Origin of the sequence: Enterococcus termitis (assembly GCF_001730305.1) — a bacterium.
GTDB classification, from domain to species: domain Bacteria; phylum Bacillota; class Bacilli; order Lactobacillales; family Enterococcaceae; genus Enterococcus_L; species Enterococcus_L termitis.
On record NZ_MIJY01000013.1, the window covers coordinates 1 to 17,379 of the forward strand.

26 protein-coding genes, 13 tRNA genes and 1 rRNA gene are annotated in these 17,379 nt (G+C 36.4%); 36 read left to right on the top strand and 4 right to left on the bottom strand.

The window, feature by feature from the left end:
- From rrf to BCR25_RS09355, 14 genes are all read left to right on the top strand, one after another.
- Nucleotides 1-96: ribosomal RNA gene (gene rrf / locus BCR25_RS09290) — 5S ribosomal RNA — on the top strand; the annotation flags it as partial.
- A 10-nt stretch (nucleotides 97-106) separates the two neighbouring features.
- Nucleotides 107-180: transfer RNA gene (locus BCR25_RS09295), tRNA-Asn, on the top strand.
- 46 nt (nucleotides 181-226) lie between these two features.
- A tRNA-Ser gene (locus BCR25_RS09300) sits at nucleotides 227-315 on the top strand.
- Nucleotides 316-329: 14 nt separating this feature from the next.
- A tRNA-Glu gene (locus tag BCR25_RS09305) sits at nucleotides 330-401 on the top strand.
- Nucleotides 402-417: 16 nt separating this feature from the next.
- Nucleotides 418-490 (top strand) — tRNA-Val (locus BCR25_RS09310).
- A gap of 9 nt (nucleotides 491-499) precedes the next feature.
- Nucleotides 500-573 (top strand) — tRNA-Asp (locus BCR25_RS09315).
- A 12-nt stretch (nucleotides 574-585) separates the two neighbouring features.
- A tRNA-Phe gene (locus BCR25_RS09320) sits at nucleotides 586-658 on the top strand.
- Nucleotides 659-662: 4 nt separating this feature from the next.
- Nucleotides 663-743: transfer RNA gene (locus BCR25_RS09325), tRNA-Tyr, on the top strand.
- 9 nt (nucleotides 744-752) lie between these two features.
- Nucleotides 753-823 (top strand) — tRNA-Trp (locus tag BCR25_RS09330).
- A gap of 12 nt (nucleotides 824-835) precedes the next feature.
- Nucleotides 836-908 (top strand) — tRNA-His (locus BCR25_RS09335).
- A 32-nt stretch (nucleotides 909-940) separates the two neighbouring features.
- Nucleotides 941-1,013: transfer RNA gene (locus BCR25_RS09340), tRNA-His, on the top strand.
- Nucleotides 1,014-1,028: 15 nt separating this feature from the next.
- A tRNA-Gln gene (locus BCR25_RS09345) sits at nucleotides 1,029-1,100 on the top strand.
- Nucleotides 1,101-1,135: 35 nt separating this feature from the next.
- Nucleotides 1,136-1,206 (top strand) — tRNA-Cys (locus BCR25_RS09350).
- A 16-nt stretch (nucleotides 1,207-1,222) separates the two neighbouring features.
- Nucleotides 1,223-1,306, top strand: a tRNA-Leu gene (locus tag BCR25_RS09355).
- Nucleotides 1,307-1,383: 77 nt separating this feature from the next.
- Here the strand turns inward: BCR25_RS09355 and BCR25_RS09360 are convergent.
- The 3 genes from BCR25_RS09360 to BCR25_RS09370 all read right to left on the bottom strand — a co-directional run bounded on the left by BCR25_RS09360 (nucleotide 1,384) and on the right by BCR25_RS09370 (nucleotide 4,566).
- Nucleotides 1,384-2,541 (bottom strand): site-specific integrase, encoded by a 1,158-nt coding sequence (locus tag BCR25_RS09360; protein ID WP_069663355.1) that lies wholly within the window; start codon nucleotides 2,539-2,541, stop codon nucleotides 1,384-1,386.
- Between the two features lie 178 nt (nucleotides 2,542-2,719).
- Nucleotides 2,720-3,550, bottom strand: a complete 831-nt coding sequence (locus BCR25_RS09365; protein WP_139124562.1) for a DUF4950 domain-containing protein — start codon at nucleotides 3,548-3,550, stop codon at nucleotides 2,720-2,722.
- 95 nt (nucleotides 3,551-3,645) lie between these two features.
- Complete coding sequence (locus BCR25_RS09370; RefSeq protein ID WP_069663357.1) at nucleotides 3,646-4,566, bottom strand: helix-turn-helix domain-containing protein; 921 nt, start codon at nucleotides 4,564-4,566, stop codon at nucleotides 3,646-3,648.
- 480 nt (nucleotides 4,567-5,046) lie between these two features.
- Here BCR25_RS09370 and BCR25_RS20365 point away from each other — a divergent pair, with 480 nt between their 5' ends.
- The gene (locus BCR25_RS20365; protein WP_169819004.1) at nucleotides 5,047-5,187 is read left to right on the top strand and encodes a hypothetical protein; all 141 of its coding nucleotides are present in this window, start codon (nucleotides 5,047-5,049) and stop codon (nucleotides 5,185-5,187) included.
- A gap of 2 nt (nucleotides 5,188-5,189) precedes the next feature.
- Here the strand turns inward: BCR25_RS20365 and BCR25_RS09375 are convergent, their stop codons facing one another.
- Nucleotides 5,190-5,567 carry a helix-turn-helix domain-containing protein gene (locus tag BCR25_RS09375; RefSeq protein WP_069663358.1) on the bottom strand — a complete coding sequence of 126 codons (378 nt, stop codon included), beginning with the start codon at nucleotides 5,565-5,567 and terminating at the stop codon, nucleotides 5,190-5,192.
- Nucleotides 5,568-5,687: 120 nt separating this feature from the next.
- On the opposite strand from BCR25_RS09375, the gene BCR25_RS20370 reads away from it, so the two are divergent.
- The 21 genes from BCR25_RS20370 to BCR25_RS09475 all read left to right on the top strand — a co-directional run bounded on the left by BCR25_RS20370 (nucleotide 5,688) and on the right by BCR25_RS09475 (nucleotide 17,369).
- Nucleotides 5,688-5,846, top strand: coding sequence for a hypothetical protein (locus BCR25_RS20370; protein ID WP_169819005.1), 159 nt, complete (start codon nucleotides 5,688-5,690; stop codon nucleotides 5,844-5,846).
- 36 nt (nucleotides 5,847-5,882) lie between these two features.
- A complete protein-coding gene (locus BCR25_RS09380; RefSeq protein WP_069663359.1) occupies nucleotides 5,883-6,149 on the top strand; it encodes a hypothetical protein in 267 nt (88 codons plus the stop codon).
- Nucleotides 6,150-6,163: 14 nt separating this feature from the next.
- Nucleotides 6,164-6,400: a hypothetical protein gene (locus BCR25_RS09385; RefSeq protein WP_069663360.1), complete on the top strand. Its 237-nt coding sequence runs from the start codon at nucleotides 6,164-6,166 to the stop codon at nucleotides 6,398-6,400.
- Nucleotides 6,401-6,838, top strand: a complete 438-nt coding sequence (locus BCR25_RS20710) for a helix-turn-helix domain-containing protein (RefSeq protein WP_245792264.1) — start codon at nucleotides 6,401-6,403, stop codon at nucleotides 6,836-6,838.
- On the top strand, nucleotides 6,819-7,040 hold the full coding sequence (locus BCR25_RS09395) for a hypothetical protein (protein ID WP_069663361.1): 222 nt from the start codon (nucleotides 6,819-6,821) through the stop codon (nucleotides 7,038-7,040). The genes BCR25_RS20710 and BCR25_RS09395 overlap by 20 nt, the downstream gene beginning before the upstream one ends.
- A gap of 95 nt (nucleotides 7,041-7,135) precedes the next feature.
- Nucleotides 7,136-7,945: an SPFH domain-containing protein gene (locus tag BCR25_RS09400; RefSeq protein WP_069663362.1), complete on the top strand. Its 810-nt coding sequence runs from the start codon at nucleotides 7,136-7,138 to the stop codon at nucleotides 7,943-7,945.
- 157 nt (nucleotides 7,946-8,102) lie between these two features.
- The gene (locus BCR25_RS09405) at nucleotides 8,103-8,363 is read left to right on the top strand and encodes a hypothetical protein (protein WP_069663363.1); all 261 of its coding nucleotides are present in this window, start codon (nucleotides 8,103-8,105) and stop codon (nucleotides 8,361-8,363) included.
- A 15-nt stretch (nucleotides 8,364-8,378) separates the two neighbouring features.
- On the top strand, nucleotides 8,379-8,705 hold the full coding sequence (locus BCR25_RS09410; protein WP_069663364.1) for a hypothetical protein: 327 nt from the start codon (nucleotides 8,379-8,381) through the stop codon (nucleotides 8,703-8,705).
- A 180-nt stretch (nucleotides 8,706-8,885) separates the two neighbouring features.
- Nucleotides 8,886-9,719 (top strand): rolling circle replication-associated protein, encoded by an 834-nt coding sequence (locus tag BCR25_RS09415; RefSeq protein ID WP_069663365.1) that lies wholly within the window; start codon nucleotides 8,886-8,888, stop codon nucleotides 9,717-9,719.
- Between the two features lie 264 nt (nucleotides 9,720-9,983).
- Complete coding sequence (locus tag BCR25_RS09420) at nucleotides 9,984-10,271, top strand: hypothetical protein (protein ID WP_069663366.1); 288 nt, start codon at nucleotides 9,984-9,986, stop codon at nucleotides 10,269-10,271.
- Nucleotides 10,264-10,518 (top strand): hypothetical protein, encoded by a 255-nt coding sequence (locus tag BCR25_RS09425; RefSeq protein ID WP_069663367.1) that lies wholly within the window; start codon nucleotides 10,264-10,266, stop codon nucleotides 10,516-10,518. Before BCR25_RS09420 ends, BCR25_RS09425 begins: the two co-directional genes overlap by 8 nt.
- A complete protein-coding gene (locus tag BCR25_RS09430) occupies nucleotides 10,502-10,702 on the top strand; it encodes a hypothetical protein (protein ID WP_069663368.1) in 201 nt (66 codons plus the stop codon). Before BCR25_RS09425 ends, BCR25_RS09430 begins: the two co-directional genes overlap by 17 nt.
- A gap of 66 nt (nucleotides 10,703-10,768) precedes the next feature.
- Nucleotides 10,769-12,322 carry a DNA (cytosine-5-)-methyltransferase gene (dcm, locus tag BCR25_RS09435; RefSeq protein WP_069663369.1) on the top strand — a complete coding sequence of 518 codons (1,554 nt, stop codon included), beginning with the start codon at nucleotides 10,769-10,771 and terminating at the stop codon, nucleotides 12,320-12,322.
- Complete coding sequence (locus BCR25_RS09440) at nucleotides 12,319-12,852, top strand: Holliday junction resolvase RecU (RefSeq protein ID WP_069663370.1); 534 nt, start codon at nucleotides 12,319-12,321, stop codon at nucleotides 12,850-12,852. Before dcm ends, BCR25_RS09440 begins: the two co-directional genes overlap by 4 nt.
- Entirely contained in the window at nucleotides 12,827-13,048 is a 222-nt protein-coding gene (locus BCR25_RS20375; RefSeq protein WP_069663371.1) for a hypothetical protein, read from the top strand. The genes BCR25_RS09440 and BCR25_RS20375 overlap by 26 nt, the downstream gene beginning before the upstream one ends.
- Before the next feature lie 11 nt (nucleotides 13,049-13,059).
- Nucleotides 13,060-13,461 (top strand): hypothetical protein, encoded by a 402-nt coding sequence (locus tag BCR25_RS09450; protein ID WP_069663372.1) that lies wholly within the window; start codon nucleotides 13,060-13,062, stop codon nucleotides 13,459-13,461.
- Nucleotides 13,462-13,581: 120 nt separating this feature from the next.
- Nucleotides 13,582-13,941, top strand: a complete 360-nt coding sequence (locus BCR25_RS09455) for a hypothetical protein (RefSeq protein ID WP_069663373.1) — start codon at nucleotides 13,582-13,584, stop codon at nucleotides 13,939-13,941.
- A 27-nt stretch (nucleotides 13,942-13,968) separates the two neighbouring features.
- Nucleotides 13,969-14,463 (top strand): hypothetical protein, encoded by a 495-nt coding sequence (locus tag BCR25_RS09460; RefSeq protein ID WP_069663374.1) that lies wholly within the window; start codon nucleotides 13,969-13,971, stop codon nucleotides 14,461-14,463.
- Nucleotides 14,464-14,799: 336 nt separating this feature from the next.
- Entirely contained in the window at nucleotides 14,800-15,123 is a 324-nt protein-coding gene (locus tag BCR25_RS09465; RefSeq protein ID WP_069663375.1) for an HNH endonuclease, read from the top strand.
- A 101-nt stretch (nucleotides 15,124-15,224) separates the two neighbouring features.
- Entirely contained in the window at nucleotides 15,225-15,587 is a 363-nt protein-coding gene (locus tag BCR25_RS09470; RefSeq protein WP_069663376.1) for a P27 family phage terminase small subunit, read from the top strand.
- Nucleotides 15,588-15,593: 6 nt separating this feature from the next.
- Nucleotides 15,594-17,369 (top strand): terminase large subunit, encoded by a 1,776-nt coding sequence (locus tag BCR25_RS09475; RefSeq protein WP_069663377.1) that lies wholly within the window; start codon nucleotides 15,594-15,596, stop codon nucleotides 17,367-17,369.
- Nucleotides 17,370-17,379: the final 10 nt, after the last annotated feature.

A 17,379-nucleotide genomic window follows, 5' to 3' on the forward strand; every position in this document is an offset into this window, starting at 1 on the left:
GGATACACCTGTTCCCATGCCGAACACAGAAGTTAAGCTTCTTAGCGCCGATTGTAGTGAAGGGTTTCCCTTTGTGAGAGTAGGACGTCGCCGCGCTCGTTGTTATTCCGGCATAGCTCAGTTGGTAGTAGCGCATGACTGTTAATCATGATGTCGTAGGTTCGAGTCCTACTGCCGGAGTTCCTTAATATAGGAAATAATAGAGTATATTGCTTCTTTTAGCTCTGGAGAGTTGTCCGAGAGGCCGAAGGAGCATGATTGGAAATCATGTAGGCGGTGAACACTGTCTCAAGGGTTCGAATCCCTTACTCTCCGTTTCATATATTATTGGCCCGTTGGTCAAGCGGTTAAGACACCGCCCTTTCACGGCGGTAACACGGGTTCGATTCCCGTACGGGTCATTTTCATTTATTTATTGGAGGTTTAGCTCAGCTGGGAGAGCACCTGCCTTACAAGCAGGGGGTCAGCGGTTCGATCCCGTTAACCTCCATTAAATTACGGTTTGGTAGTTCAGCTGGTTAGAATGCCTGCCTGTCACGCAGGAGGTCGCGGGTTCGAGTCCCGTCCAGACCGTTTTATATTTTTGGCGCAGTAGCTCAGTTGGTAGAGCAACGGATTGAAGCTCCGTGTGTCGGCAGTTCGATTCTGTCTTGCGCCATTTTGGAGGAATAGCGAAGTGGCTAAACGCGACGGACTGTAAATCCGTTCCTTAGGGTTCAGTGGTTCGAATCCACTTTCCTCCATTTAAAAGTAGGGATATAGTTAAACGGTATAACTACGGTCTCCAAAACCGTCATTGTGGGTTCGATTCCTACTATCCCTGTTAAAATTTATGGCGATTGTGGTGAAGTGGTTAACACAGCGGATTGTGGTTCCGCCATTCGTGGGTTCGATTCCCATCAGTCGCCCTTAGTTTTAAATTTTTGCCAAGTGTTTTATGGCGATTGTGGTGAAGTGGTTAACACAGCGGATTGTGGTTCCGCCACTCGTGGGTTCGATTCCCATCAGTCGCCCTTACTTATAAATTTTGGGGTATCGCCAAGCGGTAAGGCAACAGACTTTGACTCTGTCATGCGTTGGTTCGAATCCAGCTACCCCAGTTTTTCTCTAGTTGAGAAAATTTACATTATAATATGGCGGTATAGCCAAGTGGTAAGGCAGAGGTCTGCAAAACCTTCATCACCGGTTCAAATCCGGTTACCGCCTTGCAAAATTATTTTATGCCGGCGTGGCGGAATTGGCAGACGCGCTGGACTCAAAATCCAGTGCCCGCGAGGGCGTGCCGGTTCGACCCCGGCCGCCGGTATACTAGTAACACCAACGATTATAATTGATCGTTGGTGTTTTTTTATTTCGCAATATTATTTTGTGACTACCCTTTGACTACCCATTTTTCATGAAGTTGGCAAATTTATTAAGCATTTGTTTATTTTTATTTTCAGTAACGTGAGTATAAACGTTTGCTGTGATATTGATATCTGAATGCCCCAATCTTTCTTGAACATCTTTAAGAGATACTTCAGCTTCAAATAATAGAGAAGCATGTGTATGTCGAAATCCATGAGCCGAAATTTGTTTCATTTTTGGGTAACGTCTATAAACGGATTTAAGCCATGTTTTTGTCATCGTTGGGTTAATATGATTACCTTCGCTATCAGAAAATACTAAAGAATTCTTTTTGTTCAATGAGACAACTTTTCCGGAAGTGGTTTTATACATTTTTAAAACACTAGAAAGGTCATCATCAATCAAAATAGTTCTGCTTCCTGATTTTGTTTTTGGGCGGTTAACAATCAATCGGTTATTTTCGCCACGAGTCAATGTTTTATTAATAGTTAATTCACCTTGTTGGAAGTTTATATCTGACCATTCTAATGCTAAAGCTTCGCCTTTACGAAGGCCAGTATAGGCCAGTAAGAAAAAGAAAGTATATATTTTTGAATCTCCATCTTTCGCTGCTTCAAGAAATTCATTTAGCTCTTTCTTATTGTAGAAAGGAATATCTTTCTTTTGTATATCCAAAACTTCTCCTCGAGGCATTGTTATGAGTTTCATCGGGTTTGAATTTATCACACCAATGGAAACAGCGTAATCAAATACATTTGAAGTATAATTTTTGTATTTCTTAAAATTCTTAGGACTATTCTCCGCCCATGTATTAACTTCCTTTTGACAAAACATGACATCCATTTTATCAATATAATTGTCTCCAAAAATAGGGAGGATATGAACACTAAAAAGTAGATCGGTAGAAGCCCAAGTACTTTCTTTTACAGTCATTTTGTAGTTAACAAACCACAAATCAAAAAGTTCTTTGAATTTCTTTTGCTCTATTTTTGGTTGCAATCCACTTTTTTTAATGTCAGCTTCTTTTCGTTTTATTTTCCGGTCAAGATCCTCGGCGCTTTTAGAACTCCGTAGTGTCGTTCTACGTTTCTTTCCATTTAGAGGATCAACGCCTAGATATAATTGTGCTTCGTAACGAGTCTTTCCGTTTACCTCTTTTTCCTTAATTCTAGAATCTAATTTTTTTTCTGCCATTGTTTCCTCCAATACAAATTTTATACTAAAAAAGCCACCACATAAAATGTGATGGCGGACTGCCTAATAAGATCAGCCCTAATTAGTTTGAATCGGGCAACGTGGTAACGTCTGCCATACAATCCGTATTATTACATATCCTAATTTTGTTGTCAAACTCTATTAGATTAATGAAAGATCATTTTTGTATCATTGTATCAAAAGCATGTTGGAATCGTTTATCTATTGATGCTTTAATATAATCTTGAGAAGAGTTGCCGACCAAATGGGTGAAATCAGAAGATGACCCCAAATAGGATTCAAATTCCGCGAATGCTGAATTTATTATTTCATCAGACCACTCAACCTCGCCTGAATCTTTCCATGATTGAATTTGCTCTCTTTTTTTGTTTATGATCAATGCTCTTTGTTGATCAAAGTAAGAAACAATTTCAGCAATATTTTCGCTATTGTCCACTGGAGCAACTCTTCCAGCAACATTATTTTCAGATGCTGCTGAAGGAGATGAAGAAGGTTCTTGAGGATTTTGAACAGCACTATCTTCTTTATTTTGTAAGAATTGTTCCATAGTGACGTTTCCTAAATATTGATAATTTTGTCCCTTCGCAGTTAAAGTTCCGTCAAGCTCTTTGACAAAATCACCTATTGAAGTAGACATCAAAAAAGTTTTATTATCATTTACAGAAAAAGCAATATCACCAAGACTGGCGTTAGTCGCTGTTGCTGAAGAATAAGTTCCGTCTGAATTAATAAAAAATAGATTGCCACTTTGTGGTACTCCCCAGCCACCTACAAAATCTGATAAACCAATTTGTTGTTCTTCGCTCTGTTTTAAAGTGGAAGATGAAGTTGACTGTTTAGTAACTTCTTTTTTCTTTTGCTTATTCTTAGTAACTTTTTTTGTAACAGTCGACTCTTTTGTACCTTCTTTTTGTGTAGTTTTTGATGAATTACTAGAACAACCAACTAACATTAACAATGACATAAATAGTACTATGCTCTTTTTCAAAGTGTACCTCCTGTAATAATATTTTACAATTTGATTATATCATCATTAGATTGTTTAACTCAACTAAAAAAAGAAGCGAATAAAAAATCGCTTCTTTAATCTTCTTTGATTATAGTGATGGGATGAACATCATTCCACAATGAAATACCGTTGCCTTTTTGATGCGTTAGCGATCTGACTTCTTTGTTAATATCATTTACTGTAGTATGATCTCCAATATCTTCTAAGGTGTGGATGTAATGCATGATTTTTTCGTGATATTTAGCATTTCCGGTTTCTAAGTAATCTAGCAAGTTTTGCAAATATTGTATATGCATCCGATAATTATAATTTGCTAGCTCAACGTCCTGCATTTTAGCTAACTCAATATATTTTCTTGCTGACTGAAACTCTCCTTCATACAACATAGCAGTAATTAGATTTCTTGCAATGTTGTACGCAAATACTTTAGTTTTTCTTGATCGTTTGTTTTCTTTCTTTATTGGGAGAGCTTTATGTATTATTGCATTCGACTGTTCTGCAGATAACAAAGAGCTGATATTCAATAAAATGTTATAGTCATAGTATGTTAAAAAAAGCCTATTTGAAATATAATTTACAATGTCCTGGACTTCATTTTTTTTAAGTTGCTCAACTTCGTCCCAATGAACACCGAAAAATCGTTTAATTGCAATTAGGTTTGAGTAACTAGTAAGTGACAAATTATTATCAGATATATAAAGGTTGTAATATGATAATAATTGCTTTTTTTTTGTTTGATTCTCTAGATGACTACCGCAATAATTAAATAGTTCGATGAATTTCCGTTGTTTATAGTCAGCATCCGAAAAAGCTATAAATTCCTCCGGAGTAATACATAACCCTTCGAGAGTTTGTTGGAGATCTTCAAAGTTCATTGATTGCTTATCTGATTCTATTCTTGAATAAACTGAAAGGCTCATTTCAAGTGGTCGAACTTCTTTTTGTTTCTGCTTATTGTTTTTTCTAAAAAAACGTAAAATTTCGCCTGTTTTCAAGGTTTCACCTCCTTAATTTTCATTATAGCAAAAATATATAAAGAAACATACATTTTTTTATTAATGAGTTGGAAAACTGCTAATAATTTCCTATAGTGAAAATTTGCAGATTTTGTCTTTTCTTTTGATCTCTAATTTGTTACATTATGGGTGTAATTAGAACTCCTAGGTAATGTTTGGTGTTTTAATTGTTAGTAGGAATATCCAAGAGGGAGGTGTGGTCAAATGATGTCATTGCTATTTGGGTTAATCGGTTATGGATTTGTAGGAGGGGTATAAAAAAATACTCTGATATCTTCGGGCGGCTAAACCAAATAAGATATCAGAGAATTTCCTATCTTAGCGATAAGCGCTAAACAACACTAGTATAACAAACTAAATACTAATTATCACTAGAAATATTCTGTAAGATTTAAAATACAATCTTTTTGTAATTTACGAATAATAAAGTTTTTCGATCAATCAAAAGGAGCAGCACTTATGGAAAATAAAGCGACTAAAGTCAAAGTTGAGACGTATAAAAAAGCGATTCTAGAAATAGTTATTGAAATAGAAGAACCGGAAGAACTAGAAAAAATTTATAATTATATTTTTAGAAATATGAAAAGAGCTGGCAAATAATGTCAGCTCTTTTCTTTGTCATTTTTTACAATTTCATCGTACGTGTCCATGATTTTTTCCAACGCGAGTAACTCTTCTTCGCCTAACTTCAAAAATGTTTTAAATAGGTTTTTGTGAAATTCATTTTCTCCGTACATAATCTTTTCAACAGCAACCTCTATTTCATCGTCTGACTGATGAAACATTTCTCCTTCGCCCGTTGTTAACCAAATATAGTCCACATTGAATTGTCTGCATATCAGTTTTATTGACGAATCAGGAACCTTTCTTCGTCCGCTTTCCCAATTACTAATTGCAGATTTTGTTACACCTATTAAAGTTCCAAATTTTTCTTGATTATATCCCAGTTTTTTTCTTAATTGATAAATACGTTCGTTCATTTTAGATCACCTCCTAAAAACAATTAAAACATAAATAGTTTTCATTGGCAACTTTTTTATTGACAATATCGCCAACGTGTATTATATTGTTATCAACGAAAACGTTTTGGAGGTGAGATTATGAATAAGACAAAGGAAGAAGTGCAAGATCGTGTAATGAAGAAATTCGTTATTTCAGATGATCCTAAAAAATCTTTCATTACAGGATACATGATTGGTGTCGCTGAACAAGCAGCAAGGTTAGAGCTGGAAAAAGAAAAACACAAAAAGTCAGCATAATAAAGAACTGTGCTGATCTAAAGGAGGGAAGGCCTAATGGACCTATTTAGCAAAACATTTCTAGAATCATTGAGAGTTGCGATTGTGCAAATTGTAAGAGATGCGGTAGATTCAATCAGCCGATCGAACGTTGCGCATGTTCGATACCTCAAAAAGAACGAAGCAATGAAATACGTCGGTGGAGTGAATACTAAAGGTTTTGAGAATCTTATAGCCCATGGATTGAAAGAAATCAGGATAGATGGATTTTTAAGATATGACAAGCACGACATCGACGATTTGATGGAAAAATACAAAATTTAAAGGAGAGAAGAATATTGAACTTAAGAAGAAAAAGAGAGATCAAAAAGATTACCGAAGAGCTAAAAACTTCTTTAGAACGATTGGAAGAAATTAGAGATGAGGAAGAAGAATACAGAGAAAATATGCCTGAAAATTTGCATGGATCTGAACGTTATGAAAATTCGGAAGAAGCTAGTTTAAATATAGAAGATGCGTTTTTAGAATTAGAATCGGCGTTAGAGTCATTAGAACATATCACGGAGGATATCTAAATGAAACTACTAACAAAAAAAGCCAACTTAAGTGGAGGTATTGCCTGTATTTTTGGGGTAGGTATGTTAATAGGATTACGAGTGCCACCAGCAATGGTTTTGATTTACGGATTGCTTCTTGCAACTTATGGCATATCACTAGCTTTTATGACTTACGCTCAAGATTTGAACCGAAGAAAACAGCGATCAAAAATCACGACTGTATGCATGATCCCGCAATATAGACAGAATAGAAAAATGTCTGTAGAGGAGTTAGCGGAACGAGTGAATGTATCACCAGCTACAATCAAATCGATTGAAGAAAATAAATACTCACCATCCTTTGAACTGGTACAGAAAATAGCGGATGAATTTAATGTTACACCAGGTAGTCTGTTTAAAAAGGCAGAAGAAAATAATAGAAATGGAGGTTATGCAGATGGACGTAAAATCATATAACGAAAAATATTTAGGTGAGAAGAAACCGACTTTGTGTCCACGTTGCGGTATTTCTACTTTGGATAAAACACCATCAAGAAATGCGATGTCAAGACATGAACAAGGTATCTATATTTGTTCTGCTTGTGGAACAGATGAAGCAATGAGAGATTATTCAGGCACAACTTTAAATATCGATCAGTGGGTCGTTACACATTGGTAATAAAAAAACAACCTAACAGAAGGGAAGTTTCCGTCAGGTTGCTAATATAAATATTCTACAAACAAATTTTATCACAGAAAAGGAGAAAAAGAAATATGAAAGAAGACACAGGGATCAAGCTGCTTGTATCAGGAGCGGTAGTTATAGGGCTAGGAGTAGTCGGAGCATTTAAGTTTTTCGAAAAGATCGATAATGGCTATGTGGGTGTTCGATACTCCATGAATGGTGGTATTAAAGACAATACATTATCACAAGGAGTTAAATTTGTCGGATTAGATAAAGTGATCCAATATCCGATTCGTTTGCAAACGATCCAGGCAAAAGATGTCTCCGTTTCAACCTCTGATGGCAAAAAAACTACCGTAAATATCAAATATGATTACAAGGTAGATCCTACGAATGCATCAAAAATGTACAAGGAATTCGGAAATATCACATCCGAAGATATTGAAAAAGGGTGGCTAAAATCTAAGCTGCAGAAAGAAGCACGAGAAGTTTATTCAAAATACAGTTTGTTAAATGTTTTATCCGGCGATTCTTCAAAAGTAGAGGCTTCTTTACTTGGAAATTTCTCAAAAGCAGTAGAAGCGAAAGGTTTTATTGTTGAAGATGTAACAGTCGGAGTACCGGAAGTTGACAGTGAAACACAAAAATCAATCGATGGCATCATCCGAGCAGGTCAAGACAATGAGAAAGCGAAGCTAGATGCACAGACAGCCAAAACGAAAGCAGATAGCCAAGCTTATCAAAAAGTGAAGTCTGCAGAGGCGGAAGCTGATGCAAATAAAAAACTTTCGGAATCGATCACACCGGAATTGATCAACCTTAAAGAAGCAGAAGCCCGCTTAAAACATGGCTGGGTTGAAGTGCAGACTGGCGAAGCAATTGTTGATGCTAAGAAATAGGTGATCATATGGGATTTTTCATAGGGAAAATACTTTTGATAATAGGGGCAGCGTGTATTCTTTACGGGATATACGCTTTCCTTAGAGCTAAAAATGGCAACGATACTAACGGTGATCAGGATGACTGGTCGAGATTTTAAACGAAAGGAGAAAACAAATGTCTAGAACGAAATTTTATGATTTTGAGGAAGAACAACTGATTCAGGCTAAGAACAAAAAAGAAGCTATCGAAATTGGAGGGTACTCAAACGATGATGAAATTCCATTCATAGAAGTAATTTCAGAGCAACAAGCGTTAGAAAGAGTATCAAAATCAGTAGTTGAAGGGGAAAATACACCGATAGGATTTTCCGAAGCGAAACGCATCATTGATGAAAATAAAAGCCGAGTATTATTGATTGATTCTTCTATGCTTTAAAAAGAAGGTGATCGAATGCGTGATCTATTGAGAATACCCTACCAATGCCCGAAAGAAGTGAGGCCATTATGGGTTGAGATATACAAACAAGCAGCTGCATATTTTAAAGAAAATAATCTAAAAATAGTCAGAGAAGAACTAAGGGAAAACGGTATTCATTTTCATATCAAGCATCCAGTTAATGGAAATGTTATGTCATACAGGGCAAAACTGGATCGTTTAACCAAGCTTGAATATATCGGCACGAAAAAAGATACGTGGCGAGATGCAGAAGTGATGAAATTCAAAGTAAAAAAAGAAAGCCGCCTCGGTGAACTCGAAGCAGCAATCGATAAAAAATGACCTTCTTTGTGAGAGAAGGTCAAAGCTTTTGCTTTCAAGAATGAAAACAACTGATAGGTAAACTATACCATTCTTGAATAGATTTATCAAGTTGCGAACGTTGTATTATCAACGTTTTGTCAACCTTGTAATTGATATTAACGTTACGGGGAAAGAATAAACAAGAATGGATGGATTTACATGTCAAGGTCATTTGTGAGAGCAAAGAGAATAGAAACGGGACCATATGTCGAAGTAGATATTTATAACTATACAGAAGAAGCAGCAACCATCGTAAAAAATAAAAGGCCAAACAAAAGAGGCGTATCTCGTCCCAAGCAAAGAAATCTAAATGACAAGAACAGTAGACGTCATTTGAGATGGTTATGTCAGGGGAATTTCGGTGAAGGAGATTATTGGGCAACTTACACCTATAAACCGAAATATCATCCATTGACAATTGAAGATGCCTATGATGATTTCGACAAATTTATTGCACGTATCAATTACTATCGAAAAAAAATCGGATTAGAAAAAATGAAGTATATTTATATTCTTGAATTTACAGAAGATCAAGAAACGGGCGAATTGAAGCATATTCATTTTCATGCTCTTTTTGAAAAAGGTGTAACAATGGACAAACTAGATGATCTCTGGGCAACTGGCAGAGGAAAAAAACGAGAGAGTTTAGGACGTACTTATCATTCAGTTGTTAGAGCGACATCGGATGGTATCGTCGGTTTAGCAAAATATATTTCAAAAGCTCGTAGCTGGAAATCAAAGAAAAAAAGCTGGCGAGCAAGCAAAAACTTAAAACGCCCATATCGAACTAAAAACGATAATTTGTACACCATGAGAAAAATAGAAAAGTATGCAACATCAAACGATTACGGCTATGAATATTTTGAAAAAATATATCCAAAGTACCACATTACGTTTATTGAACCAACGTACTACGAAGAGACTGGATGGCATTTTCATTTGATCATGTGGAAAAAAGAACCACCGAATAGAAAGAGCAAACGAAGGGAGTAGAAGTCGATGCCTAGAAATCAACCTAAAAATCAGATGACCCACCTATCGTTGTTTGATGACCCATCTACAAAAAACAATCCGAACTAACTAGGATTCGTTTTTCGCTAGATGAAGAAACAACAAAGAAGTTAGATTGGCTAACAACAAGGGATAGGCAAAAGAATAAGCGATACACGAAACGTTGGTATCCAAAAGACACGATAAAGCTGTTGATCGATAACGCTTATCAAATCAGAAAAATAATGGAAGGGGAGAAATAGTGTCATGGATCAAAGAGAAGAAAAAGCAGCACGAAGAAAATTGTTGCTGTACCACTTGTACATGGAAGATGAAGGATTCCCTGGTGCTGCCGAAATGGTTCGTAAAATCGGGAAACAGATAAAAGACCCGAAGGGCACAAAGATCGAAGTAATTTATCCAGACGGCAATATTATCACTTACTATGGATTACCCACGGTACAGAAACGTTGCAGAATAGGGAGTAATACATTGCCGAAGCTTTTGCATAGTGGGGAGCCAGATCGTAAAGGGAGGCGTTACAGATATGCCTAATATAACGGATAAACAATACGAAGTGATGAAAAAAACGATTGGATTGGATAGAAGAAAGCAAATAGTTAGGAATCAGTATATCGGACCAAATAAAGAGCTAGATGAATTAGTCGATATCGGGTGGGCTTCTAAGCATGCCGAAGATTACTTGATTAAGAAACCAACCTATTTTTTGTCAGAGCAAGCGAAACGATATACGTATAATCGATTTTTAGAGGAGGACACAGCACATGGAAAAGATGATTGAATATATCATTAAGAAAAACAAAATGAAGATCGAGGGAAACGAGCGCGCTTTAGAAAACGGTATGAGCTGTTTGATGACAAGCGCCATTAATGTCGTTAGAAATAACACCTTGACAGGCAACGAACGATACATCAAAAAATATAACCGTAGAACACGCGACAAGAAATTCGCATTCGGTAAATAAAACAAAGAAAGGAGTGGAGGTTTGCTGGCCAGCACTTAAAAAGCTTTTTACTCCTTTTTAAAAATTATGACATTAAAAGTTTTTGAAGCTTTCGCAGGGGTTGGTTCCCAAGCGATGGCATTAAGAGATTTAGGAATAGATCATGAAGTAGTGGCTATTAGTGAAATAGACAAATTTTCAATTCAATCTTACGAAGCAATCCATGGTGCCGTTAATAATTTAGGGGATATATCAAAAATTAGCGTTGATGAAATACCTGATCATGATTTGTTTACGTACAGTTTTCCTTGCCAAGATATTTCTGTAGCGGGAAAGCAAAAAGGATTAGACGAGGATAGCGAAACACGAAGTAGCCTGTTGTGGCAGTGTAGAAAAGTGATTGAGGGTAAAAAGCCCAAATATCTATTATTGGAAAACGTCAAAAATCTAGTGGGTAAAAAACACAAACCTAATTTTGATAAGTGGTTGGATTGGTTAGCAAGTCAAGGGTACGCAAATTATTGGCAAGTGTTAAATGCTAAACACTATGGAGTTCCACAAAATCGAGAACGTGTATTTGTCGTTAGTATTTTAGGAGATCATGAACAGTTCGATTTTCCCAAACCATTTGAACTGACTAAAAGGCTTAAAGATGTATTGGAAGATGAAGTTGACGAGAAGTATTACTTGTCAGATGAAAAAGTCCGACAGCTTTTGAAAAACACTGACGGAAAGATTGATTTGAGCAAACAAGTAATTGGTACCTGTCACCAAAGAAACGATTTAAGTTTTGCGACTAGGGATAGAGTTTACAGCCAAGAAATGTTAGCACCTACTTTATCTGCAACAATGTATAAAGACGCACCAAAAATTGTACAGGTTGGTAGCTTTGACTCTAATCGGGAACAACTAGGAAGAGTATACAGTGCCGAAGGTATTTCACCAACTTTAGACACTATGCAAGGTGGAAACCGACAACCTAAAATTATTGAAAAGGTGGGTAATGTCAACCCAAGTGGTAAAGGTCAAGGGGGCGATGTATTTGACGAAAACGGAATTGCACCAACAATTACTACTGGAAAAGGTGAAGAACCTAAAATATTACAAAAAGGAAGAGGTTTCAACGAAGGTGGATCACATGAACTCAGTCCATCGATCACAACATCAAGTTGGCAAGAGAATAACTTTGTTGCCTTACCAGTCATAGCCGCAAGTAGGGGGCGGAATCCTAAGAATCCTAGTGACAGGGCACCTGGTAATCTTGTTGAACAAAGGTTGGAGGTTAACAAAAAAGGAACGTCAAATACAATCACTACTGTTCAGAAAGATAACTATGTCGTTGAAGAGTCAGGAATATACACAAATGATTCACCAGAGTTTCATAGAGGTCCGTTAGAAGGAATAAGTCGCACCTTAAAAGCAAACAAACATGATGCAGGAGTAACGGACGGATATAGAATCCGTAAATTAACGCCACTCGAATGTTGGCGATTGATGGATTTTGAAGATGAGGATTTTTATAAAGCACAAGCTGTCTGTAGCAATAGTCAGTTATATAAGCAGGCTGGCAATTCTATTGTAAGAGCAGTGCTAATGGCAATTTTTAGACAGATGTTTTCAAGAAAGGAGATTATCAAATGAAAGAATGGAGCCGATTCGAGCAAACAATTATTGTAACTAATTTATGGTATCAGCGGCAAAAGTTAGGAGTTGTAGCTAAAATACCTACTGGCACAAGAGCAGTTAGAAATTATGGTAGTACTGTGTTTGTACCATCTGAAAAAACAGGCTGTGACTTTATCGGACATCTAAAAGGTGTACCTGTTGCTTTTGATTGTAAGAGTACAGCAACCAAAACTAGGTTTAACCTATTCAGCCACAACAAACCGACTGTATCACCTCACCAAAAGAAATTTCTATTGGATTTTAAGGAAACAGGTGGTGCAGCGTTTCTGCTGATTCAGTTCAATCCGCTGCATAAGGTATTCCTGTTAGATATCGAGAAGTATATGACGATAGAAAGCCATATTCTTTCCGGTGGTGGTAAGAATATTCCGTTGTCGTATTTTGTACCTTTTGAGGTGGCTGAACATTTATACTACTACGATTACCTCGAAAAAATGGAATCATTGGAACTGATCAGTAATGATAAACAGAATATCGGTAGATGAAGCATCAGCGGTCATACAAGGTTTATTTATGAAAAAGAACATCGCTAAAGGAAATCTAATACCGATAAACGAGAATAACGAACAAGCTGTACTAGTCTTCGGATCAAACAGCACAGGAGAATTGATTTTCAAGGTAGATGCATTTAAGCGTATCTATTATAGAAATAGTAATGGTTGGCAGATCATCAATAATTAGGAGGAAAAGAAATGGTAAAAGTAGTAGTTGACGGAAAAGAAGTAGTCTATGGTCCTTTGGTTACAAGAAGCAGATTCAAGGATGAGGAATGGTTCGCTATTTGTTTGCAAATGATGAAGGATGAGCGCCCTGATTTGTATGAAAAACGTAAAGATGATAAAGAGTTTGTTCTTTGTCTTGGGATGGCCATTGACCTTGAACAGAGATACGAAGCGTTATTGGGATTGTTGCCACAATCTGCATACTCTAAAGCAGGTGCTCATCCTAAGTGGGTAGTGGATGTAGTTGAAAGGAATACTTTAAATAAAAGAATTACTCAAGATGATATCAAAGAAATTTTGGATCAAGAACATTATGAGAGAGAAGATATGATTTCGGAGATCAAAGAATATTTGGAAATCAAAGAACCTTAAATTGATTCTTGAAAAACGGAGGTAAGAGGCGTGGTAGATTGGATAGTATGTATCATTCCTATATGGATATTTGCAGGACTGAGTATTTATTTAATGTCTAGAGAGTGAAAGGAGAACATTATGAAAAAATCAACACTTGACTATTTAGAAAATGAAAAGAAGTTCAGGGGTCGTCTGCTAAGCTATACCGTAATCGCGAGTTATCACGAATGTTTAGAGAAGCAGCATTTAAAAGAGATCGCCGATCAGTTAACGAAAGAAGGATTTAAACCGGAAGAGTTTCGATTGGTAGAAATACCTATTGATGGAGTTTATACAGTTGAACGTGCTTATGAAAAAGCGGGCACTGATTTTTTTACTGCTGATTTTGTTAATGGGGATATTGGATTTTCTTATACAACAGAGAAATGTGACAAAAACGGATACAATTGTTTTCCATGTGACACAATTAAAGAGTCAATGAAATTAACAGAATGTTGATGTCTGCTATAGAGAGGACAGAGGATTATGGAAGAGCAAATTCAAATTGTCGAACTAAGTGACAATACAATTAAGAAAATTTCTAAAGAGTTGCATAAATTGAATTTACTAGAGAAAAAGAAACTAAGAGACAATGCTTATCATAACACGAAACTTTTATTGAGCAATTACCATCTCTTGAAATCACATTGCGAAATAATTAGTGAGCAAGTAACCGATGAGCTGACAAGCGGTGTGTGGGGAGAAGATCGATTCCATCTTACTGCGCTATTAGAAAATAAAGCTAAAACATCTAAGCTTATGGACCATGTAGACAGATCAATGAATGAATTCAAGAAAAAAAATCCTACTGGGTATGCAATGTTGAAAATGAAATATCTAAACGATGTTAAACTAAGTGATGCAGATATTGCTGCTGAGTATAGAGTAGATAGAAGTGTAATTACTAAAAGAATTACCGAATACTTAAATAAACTTTCCATAATACTTTTTGGAGTCGAAGTTGTTATGAGCAACTTTTAAATGCACATTCCTTGCACACATCGTGCACACTTTCTGTGTTACTATGATAGCGTCGAAAAAGTAAGGAGAGATAAAAACACAATTACACAATTAGTCAGTAATCTTTTAAAAACTTTTTCGATACTTAGTCGATGGAGAGAATAAGAATAGACTACTCACATAGTGTCATTCTAAATCATCCAATTGTTAGATAGAGGAAAGAGACATCGCATTAATCGCGGTGTCTCTTTTGATTACAAAAAAATGAGGAGAGCGCAATGATGTTCCCTAAAAAGACACGATATCTTATCTATATCAAGATTGCCGAAGCGCGAGCAAAGGAAGAATGTAATCGAAATGAAACAAGTAAATCCTTTTTACAAAAGCAAAAGATGGATAAAGAAAAAGAATCACATCTTGAAGAAATATGAATACACTTGCCAGCAAACACTAAGATACGGAACCACGGTTGATGCTGAAACAGTTCATCATATTTATCCATTAGAGCTTTATCCTGAACTCTCTTTAGTTGATTGGAATTTACTTCCTGTAACTAACGAGGCGCACAATACATTCCATAGTAGGAAGGATCACTCTATCACTGCTAAAGGGAAGTACTGGCAGAAAAAAAGAAGGAAGGAGTTTGAAAAATGGGAAAGAAAAAAATCAAATCCCCCCTAATTTAAAAACAAAAAATATAGTTTTGGGAACCGAGGATGGGAACTTCTTCCAAATGCGCCGACCCCCATAAATTTTTTTTGAGAAAATGAGGTGAAAAAATCATGGTAAAAAATGTGCCAAAAGAAGAGACGATCAAACGCGATACGATCAAACAAATGAAATCGTTAGGTGTTTACAAAATTGAATACAACAGGCTTATCAGCATTTATGCCGGATTGGTTCATCAATATTATTTTCAATTGCGGGAGTTCGAAAAAGATGGGAGCAGAACTTTTGTTATTTCAGGTACAAACAGTGTAAAAAAGAGCCCGATTCTTGCATCTCTCGAAAGTCTAAGAAAAGACATCGTTTTATACAGCGACAGGCTCTGTCTTAACGCAAAAGCGGCAGAAAATAGAAAGACTTCCGGAGAAGATGACGGAGATAATCCGTTAGCCAATTTCCTTGAAAAAATGGGCGGATAAAATAACATGGCTCGTAATAGTCTAAAGAAAATTGATTCTCCGCATTTCAAAGTCGCTGTTGAATATGCAACGTCGATTGTCGAAGGGAAGAAAGTTGCGTGTGAAGAGAAGATTCTTGAATGCCAGAGATTTCTAAATGATCTTGAATCAGACAAATGGGATGTCCGACAAGATCAAGTTGATTTTGTTATCGGACTGATTCAAGGAACGATCAAACATGTTCAAGGACAAGATATTGAAGGAAATGATTTGCCAGGATCACCATTGATATTACAGCCGTGGCAAATTTATGTAGTAGTAAATTTGTTAGGATTTTTTATTCCAGGAACAAATATGCGGCGGTTCGTTGAATCATTAATATTCATTCCTAGGAAGCAAGGGAAAACTGCATTTATGGCTGCCTTTAGTTGGGCGATGATTCTATTAGAAAGAAAAGCAGGATCTAAACTTTATCTTTTAGCGAATTCATTGAAACAGACAATGGAGGCTTTTGACTTCCTTAGAAAGAATATTGAACCTTCTGCTCGAAAAAACAAAATTAGAATCCGAGATAATAATGCTGAACATTCCATCTCATTTGATTGGAAGACAAACGGGTCAGGATATTTACAAGCACTTGCTGCAGACGAAAATAGACTAGATTCTTTGAACTGTAACTTGTTGATCCTGGACGAGCTTCATTCTTGGAAACGTGCTGGAGCTAAGAAGTATTCTTTGATGAAAAACGCACAGAAAGCATACCGAAACAAACTGTTATTAGGCATTTCAACAGCGGGAGATATCCCGAACGGTTTTCTTGCACAACGTCTTGAGTATTGTAAAAAAGTGCTGAACGGAACAGTTACAGATGATTCATATTTCATATTTATTTGTAAGGCGGATCAAGATGAAAAAGGGGAGATACTTGATTATACAGATCCTAAAATTCTTGAAATGGCTAATCCTTCCGTTGGTGTGACCGTAACACTTGATGAATTAATCAAAGATGCAGAGCAGGCGATGAATGACCCACAATTACGAGGAGAATTTTTCAATAAAACGTTGAATGTATTTACAAATTCGATGAAAGCATACTTTGATGTAAATGAATTCATTTACAGTGATAATCAGTACAATTGGACCATGGAAGAGCTAGCTAAATTACCTATTAGTTGGTATGGTGGTGCAGATTTATCCAAATTGCATGATTTAACGGCTGGTGCCATCTATGGGACTTATAAGTTCAAAGGGGAAGAAATTGATATCGTGATCACACAAGCGTTCTTTCCTGTGGTTAATGCGACAAAAAAAGCAGAAGAAGATGATATTCCTGTGTTCGGTTGGAAAGCTGACGGATGGTTAACGATGTCGAATACCCCGACAACCAGTTACGATGATATAGTCAACTGGTTCATTTTGATGAAAAATAAAGGATTCAAAATAAAAAAAGTTGGCTTTGATAAAAAATTCGGTCGTGAGTTCTTTAGAAAAATGAAGCAAGCAAAATTTAAAATAGTGGATCAGCCGCAGTACTTTTGGCGTAAATCGGAAGGATTTAGACGAATAGAAATGAAAGTTAAAAATTCGGAGTTCTACTATTTAGGGAATGAATCATTTGAGTATTGTGTTCAAAATGTCAGAGCGATTGAAAAAACAGATGACATGATCCAATATGAAAAAGTTGATGGAGATGGTGGCACACAAAGGATTGATATTTTTGATGCAGGTGTGTTTGCTTGTTGCCAAATGTTAGAAGATACAGGTATTTCAAAAGTCGCAACTGGATGGTTAAACGGCGGTTAGGAAGGAAGTA

Bases quoted from the DNA above. Each gene is read 5' to 3' on its own strand.
- BCR25_RS09460 (WP_069663374.1), top strand. From the start codon at position 13,969: ATGGAAGAGCAAATTCAAATTGTCGAACTAAGTGACAATACAATTAAG.
- BCR25_RS09375 (WP_069663358.1), bottom strand. From the start codon at position 5,567: ATGAACGAACGTATTTATCAATTAAGAAAAAAACTGGGATATAATCAA.
- BCR25_RS20365 (WP_169819004.1), top strand. From the start codon at position 5,047: ATGGAAAATAAAGCGACTAAAGTCAAAGTTGAGACGTATAAAAAAGCG.
- dcm (WP_069663369.1), top strand. From the start codon at position 10,769: ATGACATTAAAAGTTTTTGAAGCTTTCGCAGGGGTTGGTTCCCAAGCG.
- BCR25_RS09380 (WP_069663359.1), top strand. From the start codon at position 5,883: ATGGACCTATTTAGCAAAACATTTCTAGAATCATTGAGAGTTGCGATT.
- BCR25_RS09425 (WP_069663367.1), top strand. From the start codon at position 10,264: ATGCCTAATATAACGGATAAACAATACGAAGTGATGAAAAAAACGATT.
- BCR25_RS09440 (WP_069663370.1), top strand. From the start codon at position 12,319: ATGAAAGAATGGAGCCGATTCGAGCAAACAATTATTGTAACTAATTTA.
- BCR25_RS09395 (WP_069663361.1), top strand. From the start codon at position 6,819: ATGGACGTAAAATCATATAACGAAAAATATTTAGGTGAGAAGAAACCG.
- BCR25_RS09470 (WP_069663376.1), top strand. From the start codon at position 15,225: ATGGTAAAAAATGTGCCAAAAGAAGAGACGATCAAACGCGATACGATC.
- BCR25_RS09410 (WP_069663364.1), top strand. From the start codon at position 8,379: ATGCGTGATCTATTGAGAATACCCTACCAATGCCCGAAAGAAGTGAGG.
- BCR25_RS09400 (WP_069663362.1), top strand. From the start codon at position 7,136: ATGAAAGAAGACACAGGGATCAAGCTGCTTGTATCAGGAGCGGTAGTT.
- BCR25_RS09475 (WP_069663377.1), top strand. From the start codon at position 15,594: ATGGCTCGTAATAGTCTAAAGAAAATTGATTCTCCGCATTTCAAAGTC.
- BCR25_RS09430 (WP_069663368.1), top strand. From the start codon at position 10,502: ATGGAAAAGATGATTGAATATATCATTAAGAAAAACAAAATGAAGATC.
- BCR25_RS20710 (WP_245792264.1), top strand. From the start codon at position 6,401: ATGAAACTACTAACAAAAAAAGCCAACTTAAGTGGAGGTATTGCCTGT.
- BCR25_RS20370 (WP_169819005.1), top strand. From the start codon at position 5,688: ATGAATAAGACAAAGGAAGAAGTGCAAGATCGTGTAATGAAGAAATTC.
- BCR25_RS09465 (WP_069663375.1), top strand. From the start codon at position 14,800: ATGAAACAAGTAAATCCTTTTTACAAAAGCAAAAGATGGATAAAGAAA.
- BCR25_RS09415 (WP_069663365.1), top strand. From the start codon at position 8,886: ATGTCAAGGTCATTTGTGAGAGCAAAGAGAATAGAAACGGGACCATAT.
- BCR25_RS20375 (WP_069663371.1), top strand. From the start codon at position 12,827: ATGATAAACAGAATATCGGTAGATGAAGCATCAGCGGTCATACAAGGT.
- BCR25_RS09405 (WP_069663363.1), top strand. From the start codon at position 8,103: ATGTCTAGAACGAAATTTTATGATTTTGAGGAAGAACAACTGATTCAG.
- BCR25_RS09455 (WP_069663373.1), top strand. From the start codon at position 13,582: ATGAAAAAATCAACACTTGACTATTTAGAAAATGAAAAGAAGTTCAGG.
- BCR25_RS09450 (WP_069663372.1), top strand. From the start codon at position 13,060: ATGGTAAAAGTAGTAGTTGACGGAAAAGAAGTAGTCTATGGTCCTTTG.
- BCR25_RS09420 (WP_069663366.1), top strand. From the start codon at position 9,984: ATGGATCAAAGAGAAGAAAAAGCAGCACGAAGAAAATTGTTGCTGTAC.
- BCR25_RS09360 (WP_069663355.1), bottom strand. From the start codon at position 2,541: ATGGCAGAAAAAAAATTAGATTCTAGAATTAAGGAAAAAGAGGTAAAC.